Origin of the sequence: Methylobacterium sp. 391_Methyba4 (assembly GCF_029691625.1) — a bacterium.
Taxonomy (GTDB): domain Bacteria; phylum Pseudomonadota; class Alphaproteobacteria; order Rhizobiales; family Beijerinckiaceae; genus Methylobacterium; species Methylobacterium fujisawaense.
The window spans coordinates 1,463,242-1,488,972 of record NZ_CP121475.1 but is presented as its reverse complement, the minus strand read 5'-3'; the positions used below and the strand labels follow the sequence as shown (position 1 = coordinate 1,488,972).

At 71.5% G+C, this 25,731-nt stretch carries 21 protein-coding genes and 1 pseudogene; 12 read left to right on the top strand and 10 right to left on the bottom strand.

Annotated elements, in window-relative coordinates; genetic code table 11:
* Positions 1-180: 180 nt before the first annotated feature.
* Together P9K36_RS07110 and P9K36_RS07105 are read right to left on the bottom strand one after the other, a co-directional pair.
* The gene (locus tag P9K36_RS07110) at positions 181-861 is read right to left on the bottom strand and encodes an aldolase (protein ID WP_043347786.1); all 681 of its coding nucleotides are present in this window, start codon (positions 859-861) and stop codon (positions 181-183) included.
* Entirely contained in the window at positions 858-1,865 is a 1,008-nt protein-coding gene (locus tag P9K36_RS07105) for a LacI family DNA-binding transcriptional regulator (protein WP_043347788.1), read from the bottom strand. The genes P9K36_RS07110 and P9K36_RS07105 overlap by 4 nt, the downstream gene beginning before the upstream one ends.
* A gap of 354 nt (positions 1,866-2,219) precedes the next feature.
* On the opposite strand from P9K36_RS07105, the gene P9K36_RS07100 reads away from it, so the two are divergent.
* The 5 genes from P9K36_RS07100 to denD all read left to right on the top strand — a co-directional run bounded on the left by P9K36_RS07100 (position 2,220) and on the right by denD (position 7,790).
* A complete protein-coding gene (locus P9K36_RS07100) occupies positions 2,220-3,542 on the top strand; it encodes an MFS transporter (protein ID WP_053609192.1) in 1,323 nt (440 codons plus the stop codon).
* A gap of 106 nt (positions 3,543-3,648) precedes the next feature.
* Complete coding sequence (gene ltnD, locus P9K36_RS07095) at positions 3,649-4,563, top strand: L-threonate dehydrogenase (protein WP_278306751.1); 915 nt, start codon at positions 3,649-3,651, stop codon at positions 4,561-4,563.
* 167 nt (positions 4,564-4,730) lie between these two features.
* Complete coding sequence (gene otnI, locus P9K36_RS07090; RefSeq protein ID WP_278306750.1) at positions 4,731-5,513, top strand: 2-oxo-tetronate isomerase; 783 nt, start codon at positions 4,731-4,733, stop codon at positions 5,511-5,513.
* On the top strand, positions 5,510-6,784 hold the full coding sequence (otnK, locus tag P9K36_RS07085; protein WP_043347794.1) for a 3-oxo-tetronate kinase: 1,275 nt from the start codon (positions 5,510-5,512) through the stop codon (positions 6,782-6,784). The genes otnI and otnK overlap by 4 nt, the downstream gene beginning before the upstream one ends.
* A 28-nt stretch (positions 6,785-6,812) precedes the next feature.
* Entirely contained in the window at positions 6,813-7,790 is a 978-nt protein-coding gene (gene denD / locus P9K36_RS07080) for a D-erythronate dehydrogenase (RefSeq protein WP_278306749.1), read from the top strand.
* 4 nt (positions 7,791-7,794) lie between these two features.
* Here denD and P9K36_RS07075 read toward each other — a convergent pair whose 3' ends face one another.
* Both P9K36_RS07075 and P9K36_RS07070 read right to left on the bottom strand, forming a co-directional pair.
* Positions 7,795-8,133, bottom strand: coding sequence for a type II toxin-antitoxin system VapC family toxin (locus P9K36_RS07075; protein ID WP_278306748.1), 339 nt, complete (start codon positions 8,131-8,133; stop codon positions 7,795-7,797).
* Positions 8,134-8,194: 61 nt separating this feature from the next.
* Complete coding sequence (locus tag P9K36_RS07070; protein WP_278306747.1) at positions 8,195-8,434, bottom strand: type II toxin-antitoxin system VapB family antitoxin; 240 nt, start codon at positions 8,432-8,434, stop codon at positions 8,195-8,197.
* An 83-nt stretch (positions 8,435-8,517) separates the two neighbouring features.
* On the opposite strand from P9K36_RS07070, the gene recQ reads away from it, so the two are divergent.
* The 5 genes from recQ to grxD all read left to right on the top strand — a co-directional run bounded on the left by recQ (position 8,518) and on the right by grxD (position 13,915).
* Positions 8,518-10,359: a DNA helicase RecQ gene (gene recQ / locus P9K36_RS07065; protein WP_278306746.1), complete on the top strand. Its 1,842-nt coding sequence runs from the start codon at positions 8,518-8,520 to the stop codon at positions 10,357-10,359.
* A gap of 155 nt (positions 10,360-10,514) precedes the next feature.
* Positions 10,515-12,740, top strand: coding sequence for a phosphoribosylformylglycinamidine synthase subunit PurL (purL, locus tag P9K36_RS07060; RefSeq protein ID WP_043347803.1), 2,226 nt, complete (start codon positions 10,515-10,517; stop codon positions 12,738-12,740).
* 26 nt (positions 12,741-12,766) lie between these two features.
* Positions 12,767-13,003 carry a BolA family transcriptional regulator gene (locus P9K36_RS07055; RefSeq protein WP_007568343.1) on the top strand — a complete coding sequence of 79 codons (237 nt, stop codon included), beginning with the start codon at positions 12,767-12,769 and terminating at the stop codon, positions 13,001-13,003.
* Between the two features lie 56 nt (positions 13,004-13,059).
* Positions 13,060-13,530, top strand: a complete 471-nt coding sequence (locus P9K36_RS07050) for a DUF29 family protein (RefSeq protein WP_278306745.1) — start codon at positions 13,060-13,062, stop codon at positions 13,528-13,530.
* 46 nt (positions 13,531-13,576) lie between these two features.
* Positions 13,577-13,915 carry a Grx4 family monothiol glutaredoxin gene (gene grxD, locus P9K36_RS07045; RefSeq protein ID WP_043347809.1) on the top strand — a complete coding sequence of 113 codons (339 nt, stop codon included), beginning with the start codon at positions 13,577-13,579 and terminating at the stop codon, positions 13,913-13,915.
* A gap of 72 nt (positions 13,916-13,987) precedes the next feature.
* On the opposite strand, the gene P9K36_RS07040 is transcribed toward grxD, so the two are convergent.
* Positions 13,988-14,644 (bottom strand): class I SAM-dependent methyltransferase, encoded by a 657-nt coding sequence (locus P9K36_RS07040; RefSeq protein WP_278306744.1) that lies wholly within the window; start codon positions 14,642-14,644, stop codon positions 13,988-13,990.
* 99 nt (positions 14,645-14,743) lie between these two features.
* Here P9K36_RS07040 and rlmN point away from each other — a divergent pair, with 99 nt between their 5' ends.
* On the top strand, positions 14,744-16,018 hold the full coding sequence (gene rlmN / locus P9K36_RS07035; RefSeq protein WP_043347814.1) for a 23S rRNA (adenine(2503)-C(2))-methyltransferase RlmN: 1,275 nt from the start codon (positions 14,744-14,746) through the stop codon (positions 16,016-16,018).
* 181 nt (positions 16,019-16,199) lie between these two features.
* Here rlmN and P9K36_RS07030 read toward each other — a convergent pair whose 3' ends face one another.
* The 4 genes and pseudogenes from P9K36_RS07030 to P9K36_RS07015 all read right to left on the bottom strand — a co-directional run.
* On the bottom strand, positions 16,200-17,324 hold the full coding sequence (locus tag P9K36_RS07030; protein ID WP_274928997.1) for a mechanosensitive ion channel domain-containing protein: 1,125 nt from the start codon (positions 17,322-17,324) through the stop codon (positions 16,200-16,202).
* Positions 17,325-17,603: 279 nt separating this feature from the next.
* Complete coding sequence (locus P9K36_RS07025; RefSeq protein WP_278306743.1) at positions 17,604-22,892, bottom strand: alpha-2-macroglobulin; 5,289 nt, start codon at positions 22,890-22,892, stop codon at positions 17,604-17,606.
* 146 nt (positions 22,893-23,038) lie between these two features.
* Positions 23,039-23,338, bottom strand: coding sequence for an antibiotic biosynthesis monooxygenase family protein (locus P9K36_RS07020; protein ID WP_043347845.1), 300 nt, complete (start codon positions 23,336-23,338; stop codon positions 23,039-23,041).
* A 17-nt stretch (positions 23,339-23,355) separates the two neighbouring features.
* Positions 23,356-23,757 (bottom strand): annotated as a pseudogene (locus P9K36_RS07015) (Kdo hydroxylase family protein); the annotation flags it as partial.
* Between the two features lie 277 nt (positions 23,758-24,034).
* On the opposite strand from P9K36_RS07015, the gene P9K36_RS07010 reads away from it, so the two are divergent.
* Complete coding sequence (locus P9K36_RS07010; protein WP_043347847.1) at positions 24,035-24,484, top strand: DNA-directed RNA polymerase sigma-70 factor; 450 nt, start codon at positions 24,035-24,037, stop codon at positions 24,482-24,484.
* A 188-nt stretch (positions 24,485-24,672) separates the two neighbouring features.
* Here P9K36_RS07010 and P9K36_RS07005 read toward each other — a convergent pair whose 3' ends face one another.
* Positions 24,673-25,671 (bottom strand): GNAT family N-acyltransferase, encoded by a 999-nt coding sequence (locus P9K36_RS07005; protein WP_043347850.1) that lies wholly within the window; start codon positions 25,669-25,671, stop codon positions 24,673-24,675.
* Between the last annotated feature and the right edge of the window lie 60 nt (positions 25,672-25,731).

The following is a 25,731-nucleotide window of genomic DNA, read 5'->3' as shown; positions in this document are numbered from 1 at the left end:
GCGGAGCCTTCCCCGCGGACAATCGCCATCTGAGCGGAGCGCGGGTCCCCTCGCCCGTGCGGGAGAGGGACAGGGTGAGGGGTGCGACCTCACCGGAAAGACCCGATCCCTCACCCCGACCCTCTCCCGCATGGGAGAGGGGGCGCGTTGCGCCTTCGCACAGACCACTGACGGCCACCCTCACCCGTGATCGTGCCCGGCATGGTCCTCCGGCTCCGGCAGGGTCAGGCCGAAATGGCTCACCAGATCGGCCACCTGCCCGGGGCTCAGCTGCCGCGGATTGAGGTTGCGGAGCAGCAGGTAGAGCTTGGCGGTCTCCTCAAGCTCCTCGGTGGCGAAGACCGCGCCCTCCAGGCTGTCCCCGGCCACCACCGGGCCGTGATTGGCGAGCAGCACCGAACTGTACCGGCCGGCGAGCCCCCGAATCGCGTCCGCGACCGCCGGGTCGCCGGGTCGGTAATAGGGCACCAGCGCCGTGCCGCCGGTGCGCATCAGGTAGTAGGGCGTCAGCGGCGGCAGGACCTGACGCGGGTCGATCTCCGGCAGCATCGAGACCGCCACCGCGTGGGTGGAGTGCAGATGGACGATCGCCTTCGCTTCGCTGCGGCTCTCGTAGAGCGCGCTGTGCAGCGGGATCTCCTTGGTGGGCTTGTCGCCCGAGACGAGGCGCCCCTGCTGGTCCAGCCGGGAGATCCGCGCCGGGTCGAGGAAGCCGAGGGACGCGTTGGTTGGCGTCACCAGCCAGCCGCCGTCGGGCAGGCGCAGCGAGATGTTGCCGGACGAGCCCGGCGTCAGGCCGCGCTCGAACAGCGAGCGGCCGTAGCGGCAGATGTCTTCGCGCAGCCGGCTCTCGTCGCTCATGCGGTCGCTCCCTCGATCAGCTCGAACCCGAGATCGATTTTCTTTGGACTCTGATCGGTCAGGCATGCGGCGGCCCGCCGGCCGATCTCCAGGCGCGGCGTGCGCACCGTCGAGAGGGGCTGGGGCATCGCCGCCGCGAAGTCGAGCCCGTTGAAGCCGAACAGCGCGATCCGTCCCGGGACCGCGAGCCCCGCCGCCAGGCAGGCGAAGTAGCCGCCGAGCGCCATGTCGTCGTTGGAGAAGTAGACGGCATCGAGATCCGGGTGGCGCGCCAGCAGCGCCTCCAGCCCCGCCCGCCCCGAGGCCGGCGAGGACGGCCCCGACCGGATCTCCTGGGCCTGGAGCGCCAGCCCGGCCTCCGCCAGGGCTTCCTCGAACCCGGCCAGCCGCTTGCCCGCCCGCACGTCTATGCGCAAGTCGTGGCCGAGATAGGCGATGCGGCGGTAGCCCCGCGCGACGAGGTGGCGGGCGCTCGCCGCCCCCACGGCCCGGTTGGAGAACCCGACCACCGTGTCGATCCCGTCGCCATCCGTGTCGATCATCTCGACGACGCGCACGCCCCCGGCCCTGGCGAGGGCCACCGTCCCGGGATTGTGCTCCAGCCCGGTGAGCAGCAGCGCCGCCGGCCGCCAGGACAGGAGCGCGGCGGCCAGCGCCTCCTCCCGGTCCGGATCGTACTCGCTCACCCCGATCACGCAGGGGATGCCCTCGGCGTCGAGCGCCGATGTCAGGCCGCGCAGCAGGTCGGGGAAGACCACGTTGGCGAGCGACGGGATGACGACGCCCACGAGCCGCGCGCTCGCGCCCTGGCCGGCGAGGCTGCCGGCGAGGCGGTTCGGCACGTAGCCGAGCCGGGCCACCGCCTCCGCCACCCGCGCGCCGGCGCGCTTGGAATAGGAGCCGTGGTTGCGCAGGACCCGCGAGACCGTGCTCTCGCCGACCCCGGCCTCACGGGCCACGTCGGTGAGCGTCACGAGCCGCCCCGGCGGCTGGAATTCGTCCATGGCCCCGCTTCTCCCGGCGCGGTCTCTGATGACGTCCGTCGCATCGCCCATCCGCACCCTCATCGCGCGATGCCCGCGCGACCGGGCCCCGAAGGAGAAGGTCTCCAGAGGGCGCTGCGATCCCTGGAGGGCTCCTTCGAGACCTCCGCTGCGCTGCGCCACCGCGGGATGAGGGTGCAATTGGGAAGACCGTCCTCAGCGATCCGGCCCCTGACATAGCGGCCTGCATTATGTCGCACAACCGGATTGGCAGCGCTGCCAAAAGGCGATATGGCACCGCCCCAGCGCCGCCCGACGAGCGGTGAAGACCATGATCCGCCCATCCGCGCGAGCGTATGGGCAAGGGAGAACGCCATGCCGGTCCAAGCCGCTCCGCTGGGGGGCGCCACCGCGCCCGCGGACGAAAAGTCCTTCGCCGACCGCACCTACGCGAAGGTGTTCTGGCGCCTCGTGCCGTTCCTGATGCTCTGCTACGTGGTGGCGTATCTCGACCGGGTGAATGTCGGCTTCGCCAAGCTCCAGATGTCCCAGGAGCTGAAGTTCTCCGAGACGGTCTATGGCCTCGGTGCCGGGATCTTCTTCCTCGGCTACTTCCTGTTCGAGGTGCCCTCGAACGTGATCCTGCACCGGGTCGGCGCGCGGGTGTGGATCGCCCGGATCATGATCACCTGGGGAATCATCTCCGGCGCCTTCCTGTTCGTGAACTCCGAGTGGAGCTTCTACGGGATGCGCTTCCTGCTCGGGCTGGCCGAGGCCGGCTTCTATCCGGGCGTGATCCTCTACACGACGTCGTGGTTCCCGGCCCATCGCCGCGCCAAGGTGATCGCGGTGTTCATGGCGGCGATCCCGATCTCGGGGATCTTCGGCAACCCGCTCTCCGGCTGGATCATGGACGCGTTCAACGGCGCCCAGGGCCTGTCCGGCTGGCAGTGGATGTTCCTGATCGAGGCGGTGCCGGCGGTGCTCATCGGACTCGCCGTGTTCTTCTACCTCGACAACCGCCCGGCCGAGGCGAAGTGGCTGAGCGACGCCGAGAAGCAGCTCCTGGAGCGCGACATCGCCGCCGACAACCGGGGCAAGGAATCGAGCCCGCACTCCATCGCCACCGTGTTCCGCAACGGCCGCGTGTGGTTCATGAGCCTGATCTACTTCGCCTTCGTGACCGGGCAGTACGGCCTCACCTTCTGGATGCCCACGATCGTCAAGGCGTCGGGCGTGCAGGGCAATCTCAACATCGGCCTGATCAGCGCGATCCCGTTCCTGTGCGCGGCCATCGTGATGGTCCTGTTCGGGCTCAGCGCCGACCGGATGCGCGAGCGCCGTTGGCACCTGATCGTCCCGGCCCTGCTCGGCGCCGTCGGCTTCGTGGTCTCGGCGAGCGCGGGCTCGACCACCATCGCGGTGGCGGCCCTCTCGGTGGCGGCGGCCGGCGTACTGACCTGCTCGCCCCTGTTCTGGTCGTTGCCCACGGCGTTCCTCAGCGGCGCCGGCGCGGCGGCCGGCATCGCCCTGATCAACTCGGTGGGCAATCTTGCCGGCTTCGTCAGCCCCTACGTGATCGGGGCGCTGCGCGACGCCACCGGCAGCACCGCCGCCGGCATGTATGCGCTCGCCGCGATGCTGGTGGTCGGCTCGGTCTGCGTGTTCGTCACGCCGGCCCGGATGGTCAACCGCTGAGGCTTCGAGCCGAGCGCGACACGGCCCCTCTCCCGGCGGGAGTGGGGCCTCGGGCCCCGCGCGGCGACGCAGGGGCGCCCTTCCCTTCAGGCAGGATCAGCCCGCGATGACCACAGACACCCCCACCCGCCGCGCCGCGGTGATCGGCCTGGGCTCCATGGGCTCCGGCATGGCCGGCTCGCTCCTGCGGGCGGGCTTCTCGGTCGCCGCCTGCGACGTGAACCCGGAGGCGGTGGCGCGCTTCGCGGCGGCCGGCGGCAGGGGCGCCGCGAATCCCGCCGAGGCGGCCCGGGATGCCGACGTGGTGGTGAGCGTGGTGGTCAACGCCGCCCAGACCGAGGCGGTGCTGTTCGGCGAGAACGGGGCCGCCGCCGCGATGCCGGAGGGCGCGGTGTTCGTCTCCTCCGCCACCATGGATCCGGCCGTCGCCCGCGCGCTCGCCGCCCGGCTGGAGGCCACCGGCCGCCACTATCTCGACGCCCCGATGAGCGGGGGCGCCGCTCGCGCGGCCGAGGGCGGCCTGACCTTCCTGGCCTCGGGCTCGGCGGCGGCCTTCGCCAAGGCGCGGCCCGCCCTCGATGCCATGGCGGGCACGCTCTACGAGCTCGGCGACGCGGCCGGCCAGGGCGCGGCCTTCAAGATGATCAACCAGCTGCTGGCCGGGGTGCATATCGCCGCCGCCTGCGAGGCGATGGCCTTCGCGGCCAAGCAGGGGCTCGATCTCCGGCGCGTCTACGAGGTGATCACCAAGTCGGCCGGCAATTCCTGGATGTTCGAGAACCGGGTGCCCCACATCCTCGACGCGGATTACAGCCCGAAGAGCGCGGTCGACATCTTCGTCAAGGATCTCGGCATCGTGCAGGACATGGCCCGGGCGGAGAAGTATCCGGTCCCGGTGGCGGCCGCAGCGCTCCAGATGTTCCTGATGGCGTCCGGCGCCGGCATGGGCCGCGACGACGACGCCTCCGTGGCGCGGCTCTACGCGCAGGTCTCGGGGGCGAAGCTGCCGGGGACGGCCTGAGGAGGCCTGATCCCACCCGCTTCCTCATCCTGAGGTGCCCGCGCCAGCGGGCCGCCTTCGCGGCCTCCGCTGCGCTCCGGCACCTCAGGATGCGGGGATCGGGTTGGATCGTGGTCCGCTGAGCGGATCGTCGCGTTTCTAAGGATCGGGCAGGGAGTCCCAAAAGAATGCCGCGCTTTGCCGCCAACCTCAGCCTGATGTTCAACGAGGTGCCGTTCCTCGACCGGTTCGAGGCTGCGGCCCGCGCCGGGTTCGACGCCGTGGAGTTCCTGTTCCCCTACGAGCATCCGCCCGAGGCCATCGGCGCGCGGCTCCGGGCGAACGGCCTGACCCAGGCGCTGTTCAACCTGCCGCCGGGCGACTTCGCCGGGGGCGAGCGCGGGATCGCCGCCTTCCCCGAGCGGTTCGACGAGCTGAAGGCGGGTGTCGAGACGGCGCTCCGCTACGCCGAGGCGACCGGCGTGGGCCGGCTCCACCTCATGGCGGGCCTCGCCCCCTGGGACGATCCCAAGGCCGCCGAATCCTACCGCCGGGCCGTGACCTGGACGGCCGAGCGGCTCGCCCACGCCGGCCTCGACCTCGTCCTGGAGCCGATCAACGGCCGGAACATGCCGGGCTACTTCCTCAACGATTTCGGCCGCGCCGCGGACCTGATCCGTGAGCTGGCTTTGCCGAACCTGAAGCTGCAGTTCGACCTCTACCATTGCCAGATCCTGCACGGCGACGTGACCATGCGGCTGCGCGCCCTGATGCCGATCATCGGCCACGTCCAGACGGCGAGCGTGCCCGAGCGCCACGAACCCTGTACCGGCGAGATGAACGACTTCTTCCTGTTCGACGAGCTGGACCGGCTCGGCTACCGCGGCTTCGTCGGCTGCGAGTACATCCCGGCCGCCGACACCGTCGCGGGCCTCGGCTGGCTCGCCGCCTACAAGGGGAGCGCCCGATGAGCCTCGCGCTGGGATGCGTCGCCGACGACTACACGGGCGCCTCGGACCTCGCCAACACCCTGACCAAGGCGGGCCTGCGCACGATCCAGACCATCGGGGTGCCTGAGGAGGGCCGCGCCCTGCCGGAGGCCGACGCGGTGGTGGTGGCGCTGAAAAGCCGCTCGATCCCGGCCGACCAGGCCGTGGCCCGCTCCCGCGAGGCGGAAGCCTGGCTGCGGGCCCGGGGCGCGGCCCACGTGATGTTCAAGGTCTGCTCGACCTTCGATTCGACGGATGCGGGCAATATCGGCCCGGTGATGGACGCCCTGCGGGCCGAGGCCGGCGCTGCCATCGCGCTCGTGACCCCGGCGTTCCCGGAGACCGGGCGCAGCGTCTACCAGGGCAACCTGTTCGTCGGATCCGTGCCGCTGAACGAGAGTCCCCTGAAGGACCATCCGCTCAACCCCATGCGCGACGCCAACCTCGTGCGCGTGCTGGGGCGCCAGAGCGCCAGCCCGGTCGGCCTGGTCGACACCGCCACGGTGGCCCGGGGTGCGGAGGCCGTGGCGGCCCGCCTCCAGGCCCTGGCGGCCGAGGGCAAGGGCGCCGCCATCGCGGACGCGATCTTCGACAGCGACCTCGAAACCCTCGGGCGGGCGATCATCGCCGAGAAATTCTCCGTGGGGGCGTCCGGCCTCGGGCTTGGGCTCGCCCGGGCGCTGGTGGCCGACGGGCGCGGCACGCAGGACGCCGCCGGGGCCGCCGTGGGCGAGCCGGTGGGCGGGGCCGCCGCCTGCCTCGCCGGCAGCTGCTCGCAGGCGACCCTCCAGCAGGTCGCCGCGGCGGAGAAGATCATGCCGGTGATGCGCCTCGACCCGGCCCGGCTGCTCGCCGGCGCCGACGTGGTGGCCGAGGCCCTGGCCTTCGCGGCGGAACGGCTCGCCGCAGGCCCGGTGCTGATCGCGTCCTCGGCGCCCCCCGAGGCGGTGCGCGCCCTCCAGGCCGAACACGGGGTCGACGCGGCCGGCCACGCCATCGAGGCGGCGCTGGCCGCCATCGCCGAGGGCCTCGTCGCCCGCGGCGTGCGCCGGCTCGTGGTCGCCGGCGGCGAAACCTCTGGGTCGGTGGTCGACCGGCTGGGCCTCACCGCCTTCCTGCTCGGGCCGGAGATCGCCGCGGGCGTGCCGGTGCTGCGGACCGCCGGGCGACCGGAGCCGATGCTGCTCGCCCTCAAATCCGGCAATTTCGGCGGCCCGGACTTCTTCGGCCGCGCCCTCGACATGATGGCCTGAGGCCGCATACTCCGACGAGAGGTTTCCCATGCACGCCCTGATTCTCGGTGCCGCCGGCATGATCGGCCGCCGCCTCGTGGACGCCCTGGTGAAGGACGGCCAGGTCGGCGGGCAGACGCTCAGCGCCCTCACCCTGCTCGACGTGGTTCCGCCCGCGGCGCCGGAAGGCTTCTCCGGCCCGGTGCGGGCCGAGGCCGCCGACCTGACGGCCCCGGGTGCCGCCGAGGCCGCCATCGCCGGGCGGCCGGGGGTGATCTTCCACCTCGCCGCGGTGGTCTCCGGCGAGGCCGAAGCCAACCTGGAACTCGGCTATCGGGTCAATCTCGACGGCACCCGCCTGCTCCTCGACGCGATCCGCGCGGCCAACGCGGCGGACGGCTACCGTCCGAAGCTCGTCTTCACCTCATCCCTCGCGGTGTTCGGGCCGCCCTTCCCCAAGGTGATCCCGGACGACCACATCCTGCGACCGGCCTCCTCGTACGGGGTGCAGAAGGCCATGGGCGAGCTGATGCTCGCCGACTACGCGCGCCGCGGCTTCCTCGACGGGATCGGTCTGCGCCTGCCGACCATCTGCGTGCGGCCGGGCAAGCCCAACAAGGCGGCCTCGGGCTTCTTCTCCGGCATCATCCGCGAGCCGCTGGCCGGCCAGGAAGCGATCCTGCCGGTGCCCGACACGGTGCGGCACTGGTTCGCCAGCCCCGCCGCGGCGGTCGGCTTCCTCGTCCACGCCGCCGGGCTCGACCTCGCGGCGATCGGGCCCCGGATCAGCCTGACCATGCCGGGCGTCTCCGCCACGGTCGCCGAGGAGATCGAGGCCCTGCGCCGCGCGGCGGGCGACAAGGCCGTGGCGCTGATCCGGCGCGCGCCGGACGCGACCATCGCGCGGATTGTCGGCTCCTGGCCGGAGGCCTTCGAGCCGGAGGCGGCCCTGGCTCTGGGCTTCCGGGCGGATGAATCCTTCGACGCGATCGTGGCCCAGCACGTGGCCGAGTTCCACGGCAGCTGAGGCGTCAGGCCAGGGCGGAGCGGATGTCGGTCTGCGGAAAGGCGTCGCCGACGTAGAGCAGCGGCACGCCGTGCATCTGCGCGCAGGCACAGGCGAAGCAGTCGCCGAGGTTCAGGCGCGCCGGGTGGCGGCCCTTGCCGTGGCGGGCGTGGGCCGCGAGGGCGAGGCGCGTCTCCGCTTCGGCGATCGGGACCCGCGTGACGCCTGTGGCGGCCAGAAAATCGTCCACGATCTCTTCGGCGACTTCGGGCGGGACGGCCTGGAGCCGGGTGATGGCGAGCACCGCCTCATACACGGCAACGCCGCTCGTGAGCCGCACGGGACTGTCGCGCAACCGATCCATCAGCGCAGAATGTCCCGGCTCGCCGGCGACGATCGCATGATGGCGGACACGTCGACGAACATCACGCGTCGTTCAGGCTGTCGTAGAAGGCCTTATCCGCCTTGAGGCCCGTCGACGGGTTGGATGCCAACCTATCCTGGATCGGCTTGACCGGCTCCAGGAAAGTCTCGCGCTCCGCGTTCTGCCGCGCCAGTCCGTTCTTGAGCGCGGGTCGCACCGCCTCGGTCTTGCTCACGCCCGTCCGCGATGCCAGCTTCTCGGCGCGCTGATTCACCTCTTCGCTGCGGATGTTGAGCGGCATGGCAGCCCCCGTGTAGACGCACGGAGGCCAGTGTCTACACACCCCTGCCGCAAGGGCGGCCAGAACCCCGATCAAGGATCCCGATGACCCGCCTCGACGAGGCCCGCGCCGCGCTCAAGAAGACCTTCGGCTACGAGGATTTCCGGCCCGGGCAGGACGAGGTGATCGGCGCGGTGCTGGACGGCGCCGACGTGTTCGCCGTGATGCCCACCGGCTCCGGCAAGTCGATGACCTACCAGCTCCCCGCCCTGGTCGAGCCCGGTCTGACCGTCGTGGTCTCGCCGCTGATCGCGCTGATGCACGATCAGGTGCAGCAGATGAAGAGCGTCGGCATCGAGGCCGCCACCCTCAACTCGACGGTGGCGGAGACGGAGTCCCGCGAGACCTGGCGGTCCCTGCGCTCGGGCGACCTCCGTCTCCTGTTCGTGTCCCCCGAGCGCCTGCTGATGGAGGGCTGCATCGAGGCCCTGCGCGGGGCCGGGGTCCGGCGGCTCGCGGTGGACGAGGCGCATTGCGTCTCGCAATGGGGCCACGATTTCCGGCCCGAGTACCGGGAGATCGCCAGGGCCCGGGTGGCGCTGGGCAACATCCAGACCCTGGCGCTCACCGCCACCGCCGATGCCGCGACCCGCGCGGAGATCGCCGAGCGGCTGTTCCCGCAGGACCGGCCCCCGAAGATCTTCGTCCACTCCTTCGACCGGCCGAACATCCGGCTGACCTTCCAGCCCAAGGACAACCCGGCCCGGCAGATCGAGCGGTTCCTGAAGCATCGGCGGGCGGAGAGCGGGATCATCTACTGCTCGTCGCGCAAGCGCGTCGAGCAACTGGCCGAGACCCTCAAGAAGGACGGGTTCGACGCCCTGCCCTACCATGCCGGCCTCGACCAGGGCACGCGCATGCGCAACCAGGACCGGTTCCTGCAGGAGGACGGGGTGGTGATGACCGCCACCATCGCCTTCGGCATGGGCATCAACAAGCCCGACGTGCGCTTCGTCTGCCACGCCGACATGCCCAACAACGTCGAGGGCTACTACCAGGAGATCGGCCGCGCCGGCCGCGACGGGCTGCCGGCCGACACGCTGACCCTCTACGGCCTCGACGACATGGCGCTCCGCCGCCGCCAGATCGACGAGAAGGAGATCTCCGACGAGCGCCGCCGGGTCGAGCGGCGCAAGCTCGAGGCGATGATCACCCTGTGCGAGGGCGCCACCTGCCGCCGCCAGTCGCTGCTCGCCTATTTCGGCGAGGCGAGCGGCCCTTGCGGCCGCTGCGACCTGTGCCGCGGCGGCGTCACCCTCGTGGACGGGACGGTCTCGGCGCAGAAGATCCTCTCGGCCGTCGTGCGCACCGGCCAGCGCTTCGGCGCGGCCTATATCTGCGACGTGGTCCACGGGAAGGAGAGCGAGCAGATCCGCCGCAACGGCCACGCGAGCCTCAAGACCTTCGGGGTCGGCGCCGACAAGCCGGTGGCCGCGTGGCGGGCGATCCTGCGCCAGCTCTTCGCGGCCGGGGCGATCGCCGAGAACGCCGACGGCTTCGGCGGCCTGTCCATGACCGAGAAGGGCGAGGCGATCCTGTTCGGCCGGGAGCCGGTGCAGCTCCGCCCGGATCCGGAGCCGAAGACCGAATCCCGCGAGCGACGCCGGCCTGCATCCCGCGAGGACGGCGAGATCGCCCTCTCGGAGGCCGACGAGGCGCTGTTCCAGCACCTGCGCGGCCTGCGCGCCACGCTGGCCCGGGCCGAGGGCATCGCGGCCTTCATGGTCTTCCCCGATCGAACGCTGATCGAGATGGCCCGCCAGAAGCCCGTCGACCTCTGGGCTCTACGCACGGTCCACGGGGTCGGCGAGCGCAAGCGCGAGGCCTACGGCGACAAGTTCGTGGCGGCGATCGCCGATTTCCTGGCCCATCCGCCGGCGGCGTGACCGGGCTTCATCCACGGTGGCGTCAGACGGCGTATTGCAACGCGGTGGGAGAACGCACTAATCCGTCACCGTCGCCGCACGCTGCCCGGTTCGGGTCGCTTATCGGGTCGGGGGTCCTGTCGGGGCTCCCGGACCGCCCTCGTCGAGGCTGCCCCATGTTCCGCAACGACGTTCCGATCACCCCCGAGCTCGTGGCCCAGCACGGCCTGACGCCGGACGAGTACGAGCGCTTTCGCGGCCTGATCGGGCGCGACCCGACGCTGACCGAACTCGGCATCGTCTCGGCCATGTGGAACGAGCACTGTTCCTACAAGTCCTCCCGCAAGCACCTGCGCGGGCTGCCGACCTCGGCGCCGTGGGTGATCCAGGGACCGGGCGAGAACGCCGGCGTGATCGACATCGGCGACGGCCTCGCCTGTGTTTTCAAGATGGAGAGCCACAACCACCCGAGCTACATCGAGCCCTATCAGGGCGCGGCGACCGGTGTCGGCGGCATCCTGCGCGACGTGTTCACCATGGGCGCTCGGCCGATCGCGGCGCTCAACGCCCTGCGCTTCGGCTCCCCCGACCATCCGCGCACCCGCAGCCTCGTCTCCGGCGTGGTCGCGGGCGTGGGCGGCTATGGCAACTCCTTCGGCGTGCCCACCGTCGGCGGCCTGACCGGTTTCCACAAGCGCTACGACGGCAACATCCTGGTCAACGCCATGGCGGTGGGCCTCGCCCGCACCGACGGGATCTTCTACGCGGCCGCCGCCGGAATCGGGAATCCGATCGTCTATCTCGGCTCCAAGACCGGCCGCGACGGCATCCACGGCGCCACCATGGCCTCGGCCGAGTTCGACGAGGCCTCCGAGTCGAAGCGTCCGACCGTGCAGGTCGGCGATCCCTTCGCCGAGAAGCTGCTGCTCGAAGCCTGCCTGGAGCTGATGGCCTCGGGGGCGGTGATCGCCATCCAGGACATGGGCGCCGCCGGCCTCACCTGCTCGGCCGTTGAGATGGGCGCCAAGGGCGACCTCGGCGTCGAACTCGACATCGACAAGGTGCCGGCCCGCGAAGAGGGTATGACCCCCTACGAGATGATGCTCTCCGAGAGCCAGGAGCGCATGCTCATGGTGCTCAAGCCCGGCATGGAGGCGGAGGCGGAAGCCATCTTCGTGAAGTGGGGGCTCGACTTCGCGGTGATCGGCCGGACCACCGACACGCTGCGCTTCGTGATCAAGTGGCACGGGGAGACCGTGGCCGACCTGCCGATCAAGGAGCTCGGCGACGAGGCGCCGCTCTACGACCGGCCGCACCTGTCCAACACGCACCTGCCGGTGCTCGCGGCCTCCGAGGTTCCGGCCCCGGCCTCGCTCACCGACGCGCTCAAGCGCCTCGTCGGCTCCCCGGACCTCTCGTCCAAGCGCTGGGTCTTCGAGCAGTACGACCACTTCATCCTGGGCAACACCGTCCAGAAGCCCGGCGGCGACGCCGCCATCGTGCGGGTCGAGGACGGGCCGAAGGGGCTGGCGCTCACCTGCGACGTCACCCCGCGCTATTGCGAGGCCGACCCGGTCGAGGGCGGCCGGCAGGCCGTGGCCGAGGCGTGGCGCAACATCACGGCGGTCGGGGCCAAGCCGCTCGCCATCACCGACAACCTGAACTTCGGCAATCCCGAGAAGCCCGAGGTGATGGGCCAGCTCGTCGGCTGCCTGCAGGGCATCGGCGAGGCCTGCCGGGCGCTGGACTTCCCGGTCGTGTCCGGCAACGTCTCGCTCTACAACGAGACCAACGGCGTCGGCATCCTGCCGACCCCGACCATCGGCGGCGTCGGCGTGCTCGACGACGTGGCGCGCCACGCCACCATCGCGCTCAAGCGCGAGGGCGACGTGCTGGTGCTGATCGGCTCCGGCGAGGGCTGGCTTGGCCAATCCGCCTACCTGTCGGTGATCGAGGGCCGCGAGGAGGGCGCGCCGCCGCCGGTGGATCTCGCCCTGGAGCGCCGCAACGGCGACTTCGTCCGTACCCTGATCCAGTCGGGCGCCGTCGACACGGTCCACGACCTTTCCGACGGCGGCCTCGCGGTGGCCCTCGCCGAGATGGCGATGGCCGGCGGCATCGGCGCTGCCCTGCCCGAGGTGCCGGTGGATCTCGCCCCCCACGCCTACCTGTTCGGCGAGGACCAGGGCCGCTACCTGCTGGCGATCGATCCGGAAGCTGCCAGCGACCTCCTCTACAGCGCCTCGGCGCAGGGGATCGACGCGGCGGTGGTCGGCGTCACCGGCTCCGACCGTTTGACCCTGCCGGGCGGCGAGACCATATCGCTGGCCGACCTGTCCACGGCGCACGAGGGCTGGCTGCCCGCCTACATGGCGAGCCAGCCGGCCGCTCCCGCCGCCTGAACCCCCTTACGCCCAGGAGTTTGCCGATGCCGATGGATGCGGGCGAGATCGAGCGCATGATCCGCGAAGCGTTGCCGGACGCGCAGGTGGAGATCCGCGACCTCGCGGGCGATGGCGACCACTACGCCGCCACCGTCCTGTCGGCGGCCTTCAAGGGCAAGACACGGGTGGCGCAGCACCAGATGGTCTACGGCGCCCTTCAGGGCCGGATGGGCGGCGTCCTCCACGCCCTTGCGCTGACCACGGGTGTCCCGCAGGATTAGGCGTTCTCGCGGTAGCTCTCCCGATGGATCGACCGAGTCTCTACGATGACGACATCGTGACCTGGGCCGAGGAGCAGGCTGCGGCTCTGCGCGCGCTCGGAGCCCGCAGCGACCTGTCGAATGCGGTCGACTGGGAGAATGTCGCCGAGGAGATCGAGAGCGTAGGACGGTCTCAACTTCGAGCCGTTGAGGGTTTGCTGGTCCAGGCTCTCGCCCATATGCTGAAGCGCCTATCGGCGCTGGATCTGCCCGTCACCCGCCCCTGGCGTGAGGAGACGCTGACGTTCCAAATCGCCGCGCGCAACAGGTTCGAGCGATCGATGCGGCAGCGTTTGGATTGGGACCGGATCTGGAAATCCGCACGCGAAACCGCCAACTTGGGTCTTACGCCATACGGTGATGGCCTTCTGCCCAACCTGCCGGATAGCTGTCCGGTTGATCCGGACGAGCTTCTTTCGGCACGCTTTGATATGGACGCGATACTGCTGCAAATCGCGGAATCAAGGAAGCATACTCCAAGCTTATAAGCTTGCTGCACGATAAACCGTCACAGGACGAACGAGGACTAACTCGATGACCGACGCCAACACGACCATCCAGAACGAGATCGCCTCCCAGGACGTGGTGGTGTTCATGAAGGGCACGCCGCAGATGCCGCAATGCGGCTTCTCGGGGCAGGTGGTGCAGATCCTCAACTACCTCGGCGTGCCGTTCAAGGGCGTGAACGTGCTGGCCGATCAGGGCATCCGCGAGGGCATCAAGGCCTTCTCGAACTGGCCGACCATCCCGCAGATCTACGTGAAGGGCGAGTTCGTCGGCGGCTGCGACATCACCCGCGAGATGTTCCAGTCGGGCGAGCTGCAGACCTTCCTGGCCGAGAAGGGTGTGCCGGTGAAGACCGCAGCCGCCTGATTTTTTGGGACTGGCCGAACGGATCAGGGCGCCTGCGGGCGCCCTTTTTCGTGCGCGCGGACCGTGGCCGGGTCAGCGGGGCTCCCGCGCCACGAACAGGGCGACGCAGCCGACGACCGTGATCTCCACCGACCGGAACCGCTGATCGAGGGCCGCGCGCAGGGCCGGCAGCGTGTCGGCGCCGTTCGAGAACACCCCTTTTCGGTTGTAGACCCGCATCAGCGCCCGCGCCGCAGCCGTGGTCGGGACGCCCCCCGACAGGATCGTGGCGCCGAACACCACCCCGTCGTCCCGCAGGCACGGCCGCACCGTGTCGAAGGCCTTCGCCTTGGCGGCGATGTCGCCCGGCAGGCAGTGGAGCAGGTAGGTCATCCCGATCGAGTCGAACGGCGCGATGCCGGTTGCCGGAGCGCCGAGCACGTCGACCCGGTAGGTCTCGGGCCGGTAGCGCGCGATCCGGTCGGCCGCGAAGGCGAGGCTGTCGGCGTTGAGGTCCATCAGGCCGATGCGCGGCGCTGGGGTGGGGAAGCGGCACCGGTCGAGATACCAGCCGGTCCCGACCCCGACGTCGCAATGCGCCGAGCCCGCGTGCCGGTCGTAGAGATCCAGGATCCGCGCCGTGGGGCAGCGCCAGATCAGCGGGTTCGACAGGCGCAGCACGACGAGGTCGTAGATCTGCAGCGTCCGCGGATTGTAGATCGCCTGCCCGGCCTGCGTGTCGGTCGTCATGGCTCTCCGTGGGGTCAGCCGTCGCCAGCGCGCATTCGCATTCGCCGGCGCGATCGCCTATATCAGACCCTTTCCAATCGTATGGATTGTTTGAACGCCATGGCGACGCCGTCGCTCGACAGCGCCCGCGCGGCCGATGCCGCGATCGAGAAGGCGCCGGATCTCCTCCCCGAGGCGCTGCCCGGCCGCCGCCCATCGCTGGTCGGCCTGACCCGCGACGCCCTCAAGGCGCAGCTCGTCGGCATGGGCGTGCCCGAGCGCGAGAGCCGGATGCGCGCCGGCCAGGTCTGGCACTGGGTCAATTTCCGCGGGGCGTCCGACTTCGCCGAGATGACCAATGTCGGCAAGGCCTTGAAGGCGCAGCTCGCCGAGCACTTCACCCTGGAGCGGCCCGAGGTGGCCAGCCGGCAGGTCTCCCGGGACGGCACCCGCAAGTGGCTGCTCCGCATGGCGCCGACCAACCGGCAGGAGCACAATCGCGGCGCCGAGATCGAGTGCGTCTACATTCCCGGCCCGGACCGGGGCACGCTCTGCGTGTCCTCCCAGGTCGGCTGCACCCTGACCTGCTCGTTCTGCCACACCGGCACGCAGCGCCTCGTGCGCAACCTCTCGGCCGCCGAGATCGTGCAGCAGCTCGTCACCGCCCGGGACGAGCTCGGCGACTGGCCCGGCCAGATGCCGAGCCGCGACGCCGGCGGCTCCGGCGAGGTCGGCCGGCTCGTGACCAACATCGTGTTCATGGGCATGGGCGAGCCCCTCTACAATCTCGACGCCGTGGTGGACGCGGTGGGGGTGATGTCGGACCAGGAGGGGCTCGGCCTGTCCCGGCGGCGCATCACGGTCTCGACCTCGGGGGTCGTGCCGCAGATCCCGCGCCTCGGCGAGCAGGCCAACGCCATGCTGGCGATCTCGCTCCACGCCGTGCGCGACGACCTGCGCGACGAGCTGGTGCCACTCAACCGGAAATACCCGATCGCCGAGCTGCTCGCCGCCTGCCGGGCCTATCCGGGCCTGAGCAACGCCCGCCGGATCACCTTCGAGTACGTGATGCTGAAGGGCGTCAACGATTCGGACGCGGACGCGCGGGAGCTGGTCCGCCTGCTCAAGGGCATCCCGGCCAAGATCAACCTGATCCCGTTCAATCCCTGGCCGGGCAGCCGCTACGAATGCTCCGACTGGGACCGGATCGAGCGCTTCTCCGAGATCGTGTTCAACGCCGGCTACGCCTCGCCGGTGCGCACGCCCCGGGGCCGGGACATCCTGGCGGCCTGCGGCCAGCTCAAGAGCGAGACCGAGAAGCTGCGCGCCCGCGCCCGGCTGATGCAGGAGGAGGGCATCGGCGTGGAGAGTTTTTACGCCGGCGCCGACGACTGAGCGACGGTCCAACGGAAGACATCCGACCTGCGCCCTCATCCTGAGGTGCGGCGAAGACGCCTCGAAGGAGCCCTCCAGAAGCCGCTGCGATTCCTGGAGCCCTCCTTCGAGGCCTCCGTTGCGCTTCGGCACCTCAGGATGAGGGCGTGGCTGGGAATCCCGCAACACTGAACGCAGTGCCTCACGCCGCGAACCGCCGCGCCTCCGCCCGGCGCAGGGCCGGTTCCTCGGCGCCGACCCATTCCGTCCGGTGCCGCGGCAGGGCCTCCGGGTGCTCGGCCTGGAGCCACGTGATCATCGCCTCGCGGACCACGCAGCGCAGGTCCCAGGCCTGGGGCGCGTTGCGGGCGCTCACCAGCATCCGGATCTCGATCGTCGATTCCTTCGCGTCCGAGACCTGGAGGTTCACCACCTTGCCGTCCCACAGGGGCGTGGCCCTGGCGATCTCGGCGAGCTTCTCGCGCATCGCCGCGACGGGCGCCCGGTGGTCGACGTAGACGAACACGCTGCCGATCAGCGAGGCGCCGTCGCGGGTCCAGTTCTGAAACGGCTTCTGGATGAAGTAGGTCAGCGGCAGGACCAGCCGGCGCCAGTCCCAGAGGCGGACCACCACGTAGGTGGCGGTGATCTCCTCCACCCAGCCCCACTCGTTCTCGACGATGATCGCGTCCTCGATCCGGATCGGCTGGGTGATGGCGATCTGGATGCCGGCCACGAGGTTCGACAGGACCGGCTGCATGGCCAGCCCGAGGACGAGGCCCGCCGCGCCCGCCGAGGCCAGCAGGCTGACCCCGTACTGGCGCACCGGCTCGAAGGTCATCAGCGCCACCGAGAGGGTGATCAGCGCCACCAGCGTCACGCCGGCCCGCTCCAGGATGCGCATCTGGGTGAAGTGCTTGCGCGCCAGCAGGTTGTCCTCGGCGTCGAGCTTGAACCGTCGGAGGTAGATGACAGTGGCGATGTGGAGCGCGGTGGCGCAGCACCAGCCGGTCAGCGTCACGAAGGCCACCAGCAGGATCTGGTTGAGGGCGATCCGCACCTCCCAGGACAGATGCACCGTGGTCGAGGCGAGGCTGATCGCCACCACGATCAGGCCGAGGCGGCTCGGCCCGCGGGTACGCGAGACCAGCGAGCGCCAGAACAGGCTCTTGCCCGAGACCGCCCGCTTCATCGCCCGGTAGACGACCCCGTGCAGGGGCATCACCACGGCGCAGCAGGCGACGATGAGGATCAGGCTCTCGGCCCACCACGGCAGGTAGGCCAGCGCGCGGGCTGCGGAGCCGGCGAGCGCGTCGAGGTCCGGCATCGGGCATCGCTCCACGGGTTCCGAACGGGACCTATGGGAATGGACGGGCGATTACGGGGGTTCCGCGACGCACCATGTGCCCGCCGCAACGCAGCGGCCCGGCCCGGCGGGTTGCGCCGTCGCGTCCGAGGCGGGTCCGGACGAGGGCTTCAGCACCGACGACTTTGCGAGCGCAGCGAAGCCATCCAGGGCAGCGCCACGCACACCGAGGGCGCGCTGCCCCGGGTCGTTTCGCTGCGCTCGCGATGACGGGAGCGCAGTGCTCGAACGCCGCCCGCCCTACTTTACAGTCCCGACCGTCACGCTGCCCGAGGCGGTCCGGCCGAACCGCGCCGGCCGGTACATGTCCTCCACGGTGGCACCCGGATGGACGTAGGTCCCCGGGGAGACCGCCCGCACCGTGTAGGCCACCGTGAAGAAGGCCGATTGGCTCGGGTCACGGTCGTAGGCCGCCACGAACCGGTCGTCTCGGAACTCGGTGTGGACCGGCTGCACGTCGGACTTGGCGAAGGCGAGCCCCTGGAGCGCGTCGGCGTCCAGCAGCTTCGGATTGTCGATCTCCAGCCCCGCCGGCAGCGGATCGACCAGCAGGAGCCGCGCCGCCTCCGCCTTGGCCTCCGTGACCTTGAGCACCACCACGAGCCGGTCGTTCTGGCGCAGGCCGCTCGCCGGGTCGACGGTGCTGCCGTCGAGGCGGCGGAAGCTGCGCTCGATCATGTAGCCCTGCTGCGCCGCCGGCTCCGGCACCAGGGGGCTGCCGTTGACGGTCACGGCCACCTGCACAGGCGCGCGGCCGGTATTGGTGAGCTGAACGCCCCGGTCGGCCAGGGCCGCCTCCCGGTAGACCCGGGCCAGCATTCCGGTCTGCGGGGCGCCGTCCACGGTGAACGAGAGGGCGCCCGCCTCGTTCGACAGGCTCTCGGCGGCGAGGACCATCCAGGCATTCTCCTGCGTGCTCGTCGACCGCTCGGCCTGCTGCTCCTCGCCGAGCACGGAAGCGGCGGGGCCCAGCGCCCCCTGCGCCAGCCCGCTCTCGGCGGCGAGCGTGATCAGCCCGGCCCCGTCGCGCAGGCGGGAGCCGTAATCGGCGCGATAGACTCCCTTGTCGCGGTCGGCGCGCAGCAGGGTGAGCGCCGAGTCCATCGTCTTGGCGGCCCGTCCGCGGTCGCCCAGGAGCGCCAGGGCGGCGGCGAGCTGCGCGCGCCCGAGGGCGGAGGAGAAGTCGCCGATCTTGGTGTCGGCGAGGTAGCGCAGGTCGCCCATCACCGGCCGGCCGTTCCGGGCAAGCACGTAGGCCGCGTAGGCGAGGTCGGCGCCGCCGTTGCGCACCTCGGTGGCGTTGGCCACGGCGTTGCGCAGGTAGTCCAACGCCTGGGCGAAGGCCTTCTGCGGCACCGCGAAGTTGCGCTCGCGGGCGCGGGTGAGGAAGTCGGTCACGTAGGCGTCGAGCCAGAGGTCGCTCGATCCCTGCGCCGACCAGAGGCCGAAATCGCCGCTCGAATCCTGGCGGGCGAGCAGGCGCTCGATCGATTCGCGCACCCGATCGTCGGCGCCGTTGTCGAGGGCGAGCTTCTCCAGGGCCGCGAGCTTGTTGACGTAGAGCAGCGGCATCGCCCGGCTCACCACCTGCTCGGAGCAGCCGTAGGGGTAGCGGTCGAGCGCCCGGAGCAGCGCCGCCACATCGACCCCCGGCAGAGCCGTGGCCGAGAGCGAAACGCTGCCGGTCCCCGGCTGCAGGTCGGCGAGGAGGTCCGATGTCAGCGTCAGCCCCGCCCCGGGGGCGAGGCTGCGCACCGAGCGGCGCAGCAGCGCGCCGGTCCCCGGCGAGATCCCCAGGGCGAAGCTCTGGTTCAGGGTGGACGGGAGCCCGGGCCCCGACAAGGCGAGGTCGAGGCGGGCCGTGCCCGGTCCTGCGGCCGTGAGCGGGATCGCGAACTGGCCCTTGGCGCCGGCCTCCAGCCGCAGCGTCTGGCGCAGCGCGCTGGCGCCGACCACGACCGGTCCGGTCGGGCTCAGGTCGACCGTGTACTCGCCCGCCTGCCCCTCGACGTTGTCGAGGGCTACGAACAGGCGCGAGCGGTCGCCGGTGTCGAGGAAGCGCGGCAGCGTGGCGCTGAGCACGACCGGATCGCGGATGATCACGTCGGCCTGGGCCTGCCCGACCCGGTCGCCGCTCCAGGCGGTAACCATGACGCGGCCGGTGCCGTTGAAGGCCGGGATCGGGAAGGTGACGCTGGCCGCGCCGTCCGGCCCCACGGTCACGACGCCGGAATAGAGCGCCAGCGGCGCCTGGGTCGGCGGGGAATCGGCGAGCTCGCCGCCGCCCGCGTCACCGCCGGAGCGGATCGCCCCGGCCGAGCCCTGCATGCCGTCGATCAGGTAGCCGTAGAGGTCCCGGACCTCCGGCCCGAGCGCCTTCTGGCCGAGGAAGTACTGGGTCGGGTCCGGCGCCGCGTAGCGGGTCAGGTTGAGGATGCCGACATCGACGAGGGCCACGGTGATCCGCGCCGGCGCGCCGGATTTCAGGCCCGTGAGCTGGACCGGCAGGGTCAGGTCCTGGCGCGGGCGCGCCCGCTCCGGCGCCTTCAGGGCGACCCCGAGGCTGCGCCGCTCCCGGTCCACCGAGAACCACGCCAGACCCAGCGCCCGGCCCGGAAGGCGCTTGGCCGCCTGGTCGAGGGGCCGGTAGGCGGTGGCCACCAGGTAGGCGCCGGCGCCCCACTCGGCCTTCACCGGGATGCTGACCGTGGTGCCGCCCTCCGGCACACTGACCTCCAGGGTCTGGTGCACGCGGTCGCTGACGACCATCAGGCTGGCTTGACCCTTGAACGTCGGGCTGAGCTTGGCCCGCAGCGTGTCGCCGGCCGCGTAGGCAGCCTTGTCGAGGGTCAGGTCGAGGAGGTCGGGCGCCTCCGCGGTCTCGGAGCCGCCCCAGCCCACCTCAAAGCCGAGGCTCGCGGTCGCCTCGGGGGCACCCGCGGTCGAGACCTCGAGGCGGTAGCGGCCGAGGCCGACCGGCGCCTCGATCCGGCTCGGACCGGCGGCCGTGACGTCGACGGTGCCGCTGGCGACGCGCCGGGCGGACTTGACCGCCTCGAACGACCAGCGCCCGTCCGCCCGGTACCACTGGTAGGAGGAATCGATCCGCGACAGGGTCCAGCTCACGCCCGGCCGGGCGAGGAGCGCCCCGTCGGGGCGCGCGAACACCACGTCGAAGCCCGCGACCCCGCCCTCCTTCAGGTCGGTGAAGCCCTTGCGCAGGGCGAGGACCGGGCCGGCCGGGAGGATCGGCAGGGTCAGGCTGCGCGACAGCGCCCGGCCGCCGGGCTCGCCGACCGCCAGCGTGATCTTCGCCTCCAGGGCGCGCGGGGCCGCGACCTGGGGCACCGGCACCGTGACGGTGGCGCCGCCCTGCGCGTTCGTGGTGGCGTGGTCCTGCAGTTCCTGCGTCGCCGGCTCCACCGCCTCGTCGTCGAGACCGATGGCGTAGGCCTCGAGCCCCTTAATGCCGCTCGTCGCGGCCGCCTGCACGGTGACGCTGCCCGACACGTCGAGGTCGGCGCCCGGGGCGCCGTAGAGGTAGCGGGCGGCGACATCGACCTGCGCGGCCTCGCCCCGGTTCAGGGCCGCCTGCCGGGCCTTGAGGGTCACCTCCAGCCGCTCGGGGACGTAATCCTCCACGAGGAAGCTGGTCTCGCCGATCGCGGGCGCCTTCGGGTCCGTGTAGGCCGAAACCCGCCACGTCCCGTGCATCGCCCCCGACAGGAGCGGCAGCGGCAGGGCGCGGCCGCCGAGCCCCTGGTCGGGCACCGAGACGCGCCGGTACTCGACGCCGTCCGGCCGCTTGACCACCAGGGTCAGCGGCAGGTCCGGCACGGCGGCGCCGCGGGGATCGCGCAGCAGGGCGGTGAGCTGGACGGTCTCGCCCGTGCGGTAGACCCCGCGCTCCGGGAACAGGTAGGCGTCGAGGCCGCCGGTCTCGGGCCGCCCCTTCACGCCGCGGTCGGTGAGGTCGAAGGCGCCGAGGTTGAGGTCGAGGAAGCCGTAATCGCCGCCCGCCTGGGCGACCACGAGGCTCGGCGCCAGGCCGCCCTCCCCGCGGGCGAGACCCGGATCGAAGGCGACGTGCCCCTGCGAATCCGTGGTCCGCGTGCCCAGCACCTCGTTGTTGCGGGCGATCAGCCGGATCTCGGCGCCCGCCATCACCTGCGCGGAGGCCAGCGAGCGCAGGACCACGGTGACCCCGTCCCGGCCCTTGGTGGCGGTGAGTCCCAGGTCGGAGACCACGAACCACTGGGTCGCCTGCGTATCGTATTCCTCGTCGGAGGCGGCCGTGCCCGAGGGGCGGGCCAGCATCACGTAGAGGCCGGGCTCCAGCTTGCCCACGGCCTGCAGCACCGGGAAGGCGGTGACGGCCTCCTGATTGATCTCGGCCTTGGCGGTGTCGAGGGTGCCCTTCCAGACGCGCTGGCCCTTCTCGGAGGCGATCGTCCGGGCGGTGGACCCGCTGAGCTGGCCCAGGAAGTCCTCCGACCGCAGGGTCGGCAGCAGGCTGCGGTCGCCGATGCGCAGCACCTCGACGTCGAGCTTCGGCGCGTTCACCGAGACGAGGGGCACGCCCGCCTGCCCAGTCCGGGGCAGGACGTAGTTGCGCCCGGTGAAGCGCACCTGCGGGGCGCGGTCGCGGACGTAGATCTCGTAATCGGCGGCCTTGAGCAGGCTCTCGCCGACGGACGACGGCAGGCCGGGGCGGACCACGATGGCGTAGCGGCCGCCATGCTTGAGCCCGTCGACGCAGACCTGGGAGCCCTCCCCGGTCACCGCGGCCGCGCTGCTACCCGAGACGGCGACGAAGGGGGCGTAGTCGGTCTTGGGCTTGATCGCCTCCGAGAAGGTGAAGCAGGCCCGCGGGGCGGCCGCGTCGGAATCGACCTTGTAGTCGAGGATGCGGAAGCCGTGCTGCGCCCGCAGGGTCTCGTAGGTCTCCCGGACCGAACCGGTCTCGGCCAGGGCGAGGCTCGCCGCGTAGGCGTCCAGCGCCGGGCGCCAGGATTCCTGCTCGGCCTCTGCCGCCCCCAGGGCCGCCAGCGACGCCGCGGCGTCGGCGGCCGTGCCGGCGCGCTCGTAGGCGCGGTAGGCGGCGGCCGTCACCCGACCGCGCAGGCGCGACCGGCCCTGATAGTCGTTGTCCTCGAGCGCGCCCAGGGCCGCCGCGGCCCCGCGGGCATAGGCCTGCCAGTTGCGCGCGTCGGCCGGGTCGGCCGCCACCGCGGCGGCGAGCGGCGCCACCGCCTCGTCCGGCTTGTCGGCGGTGAGCAGGGCCAGCCCGGCGGCGCGGGACTGGCCGGCCGGCCGCAGCGGTCCGCCGGCTTCCGCCTTCAGCGCGGTCTCCAGGCGGACCGCCGCGCTGGCGAGGTCGGCCCGGACGAAGCTCTTCGCGAACGACGCCGATGCGGCCGACACCGGCCGTGCGGTCGTGCGGGTCGCCGGCGCGGTCTGGGCGAGGGCCGGCCCCGCGAGCCATCCGAGGAGCGCCAGGGCACCCGCGAGCTGTCCGAGCCGCGCCATCAGCCTGTTCCCCAGCCTGGTTCCCGCTTGCCGCGCCCCCGATGATTCGCTTCGGGTTCGCTCATGCGGGAGCCTAGCACCGGAGGCGCGCGCCGCAACGCGTCGCCCCTCTGGCGGGCGCCGTCTGGGGCGCAGCGCGGCGGCGCTCAGAACGCCTTCAGAACCTGCTCGGTATGCTCGACGGCCACCGGTCCGGCGAAGCAGTGGGAGACCAGGGCGCGATACTCCTGCCAGGGCTGCGAGCCGGTGAAGTCCTTGGTGTGGGCCTCCAGCGTGTCCCAGTGGATCAGCAGCCGGTAGCGCTGCGGATGCTCGACGGAGCGCCGCACCTCGAAGGCCCGGCAGCCCTTGGCCGCCTTGAAGATCGCCGAGGCTTCGGTGATGCCTGCCTCGAACTCGGCCTCCATGCCGGGCTTGATCTCGATCTGCGCGATCTCGAGGATCATGGTCTGATGTCCTTGTCTCAGGTGCGGAGGGCGCGGCCGAGCTTGGCCGCCAGGATGCGATGCGGGCTTGAAGAGGGGTCGGCCTGCGCCGAGACCGGCAGATAGACGGTCTGCTCCAGCATGGAACGGCCGCCCATGGCCCCGTGCATCACGAGGTCCGGGAAAGTGCCCCAGGTCTCGCCGGGTTGGAAGTCCACGTCGGCCTGGGGCGACTCGGCCTGACAGGTCTCGTCCCGCTTCAGTGCGTCGTGCAGGTGCCGCATCAGGTGGTCGTATCCCGAGCGCTTGGCCTTGGTGACGCGCAGGGCCGCGAGCAGCCGCGCCGAGAGCGGCGCGTAGCCCGGCAGCCGCGGCATAAACCCCTCCGCCATCGACCTGAAATCCTCGCCGATCCGCCAGCGGCGCGGCTCGCCCGTCGCCCCGCCTCCAGCGCCCGGACGAGGAAGCCGGGCGCCTCGCCGGAGGCGATCCTGCGGATCGGGGCGATCATCGTCGGCGGAATGACGGCCGTCCCGACCCCCGGCCCCTGGCGCCGAGCCGCCGGGGGAGGCCAGGGCCGCGCATTTCCGGTGGATGACACCCGCCGTCCACCGACACGGTGCGGCCCCCCTCGCCCCTCGGCTTGCGCAACCGCTTCGTTCCCGGCACGTTCCCCCGCGAGTAACCGGCCCGAGAGCCCGGCGGAGGTTGGCGCCGATGGCGACGTTGAAGGAATTCGAAGAGGCCCTGCGCGAGCACGGCATGAACATGGCGTTGGCGCTTCTGGAGCGCCTGCGCGAGCGCGACCGCGCGACCCGGACGGTGAAGCCCGCCCGGCGCCTGACGGGTCAGAAGATGACCCCGGAGCTCGCCCGGGCGATCCTCGACCTGCACGCCACGACCGGCATGACCCAGCAGGAGATCGCCTTCAAGGTCGGGGTCAACCAGGGCCGCGTGAACGAGGTGATCAAGCGCGGCAAGTGGCTGACCGACGATCCCACGGCCCCGGAGGCCGTGGCCCGCGACAAGGCGGTCGCCCGGATGCGCGGCGACCCGAAGCCCAAGAAGCCGCCCGTTGCCCGCGCCGCCTCCGCACGGGCCAAGGAGCGTAAGGCCGCGCCGCCGAAGGCACGCAACCAGGGTCAGCTGGCGCTGGGGGATCTGTAGGGACGGGGCCGAAGGGTTCGTTGCTCCCGACAGGTCCTCTCATCCTGAGGTGACCGCGACGCGGGCCCGAAGGCGGGCTCCAGGGATCGCGCGGCTGGCTGGACGTCTCCTTCGAGGCGGCCGCTGCGCGCCCGCACCTCAGGATGAGGAGGGATGGCTGGATGACGGCCTCGGGCCGCGCCGGCCCCTCACCCGGCCGGCGCGAAATGGCCCCGGTAGCGCGCCCCGATCACCTCCACCGGCAGCGTCACGAACACGTCCGTCGTGCCGAACTGGTGGTCGATCACCGCGCCGTCGCCGAAGGTCGCGCCGAGGCGCAAGTAGCCCTTGATCAGCGGCGGCAGGGCGTGAAGCGCGGCCTTTGTGTCCACTGCCTCCTTCGGCATGCGGTCCATCGCCACGGCACGCTTCGGCAGCGCCCGGGCCCGCCAGCCCTCCGGCGCGCGGGCATGGTGGTGCAGGAAGGCGAGCGGCAGGGCCAGCCGGTCCGGATCGGTGCCCTCCAGGCTGGCGCAGCCGATCAGCGCGTCGATCTTGTGGTGCAGGACGTAGGCGTAGATCCCCTGCCAGAGCAGCTCGACAGTGCGCTTGCTCCGGTACGGCTTGAGCACGCAGGAACGGCCGAGTTCCAGGAGCCGCCGATGCCCCTGGGCGGCCAGCAGCGGTGCGAGGTCGTACTCGCTCTCGGAATAGAAGCCGGTATGCCGCTCGGCCACCGCGCCGCGCAGCAATCGGTAGGTGCCGACGACCTTCGGACGCGGCTCGACGAAGGGCTTCTTCCGCTTCGGGGCGGCATGGTCGAGGACGAGGAGGTGATCGCAGACCGCGTCGTAGCTGTCGACGTCGCGCCGGGACAGGGCGGCAAGCCCGGAGGGCACCGCCGACATCTCCTCGTAGAAGACCTTGTAGCGCAGCCGCTGCGCCCGCCGGATCTCGGATTTTCGCGTCGCCAGCCGCACCTCCAGGCTGCCGATGCGGCCGAGGCTGCGCCCCTCGAACGGCTCCGGCAGGCGGATCGCCCGCTCGGCCGAAAGGAGATCGGCGATTCCGTTCGCCCCCTCGACGCCCGGGAGCGGCATCGAGCGGCGGCGCAGCTTCGCGATCGGCGCGCCGACCCCCCATTGCACGCCCTTGTGCCAGCCGGCTCCGAGCGCGCTGTAGGCTCCGCGGGCGAGATTGGCGACCATGGTCGGGTTCACTCCGGGTGCGCGTCCGTGCACCGTCGAATCCGACACAGAGCACGAAGG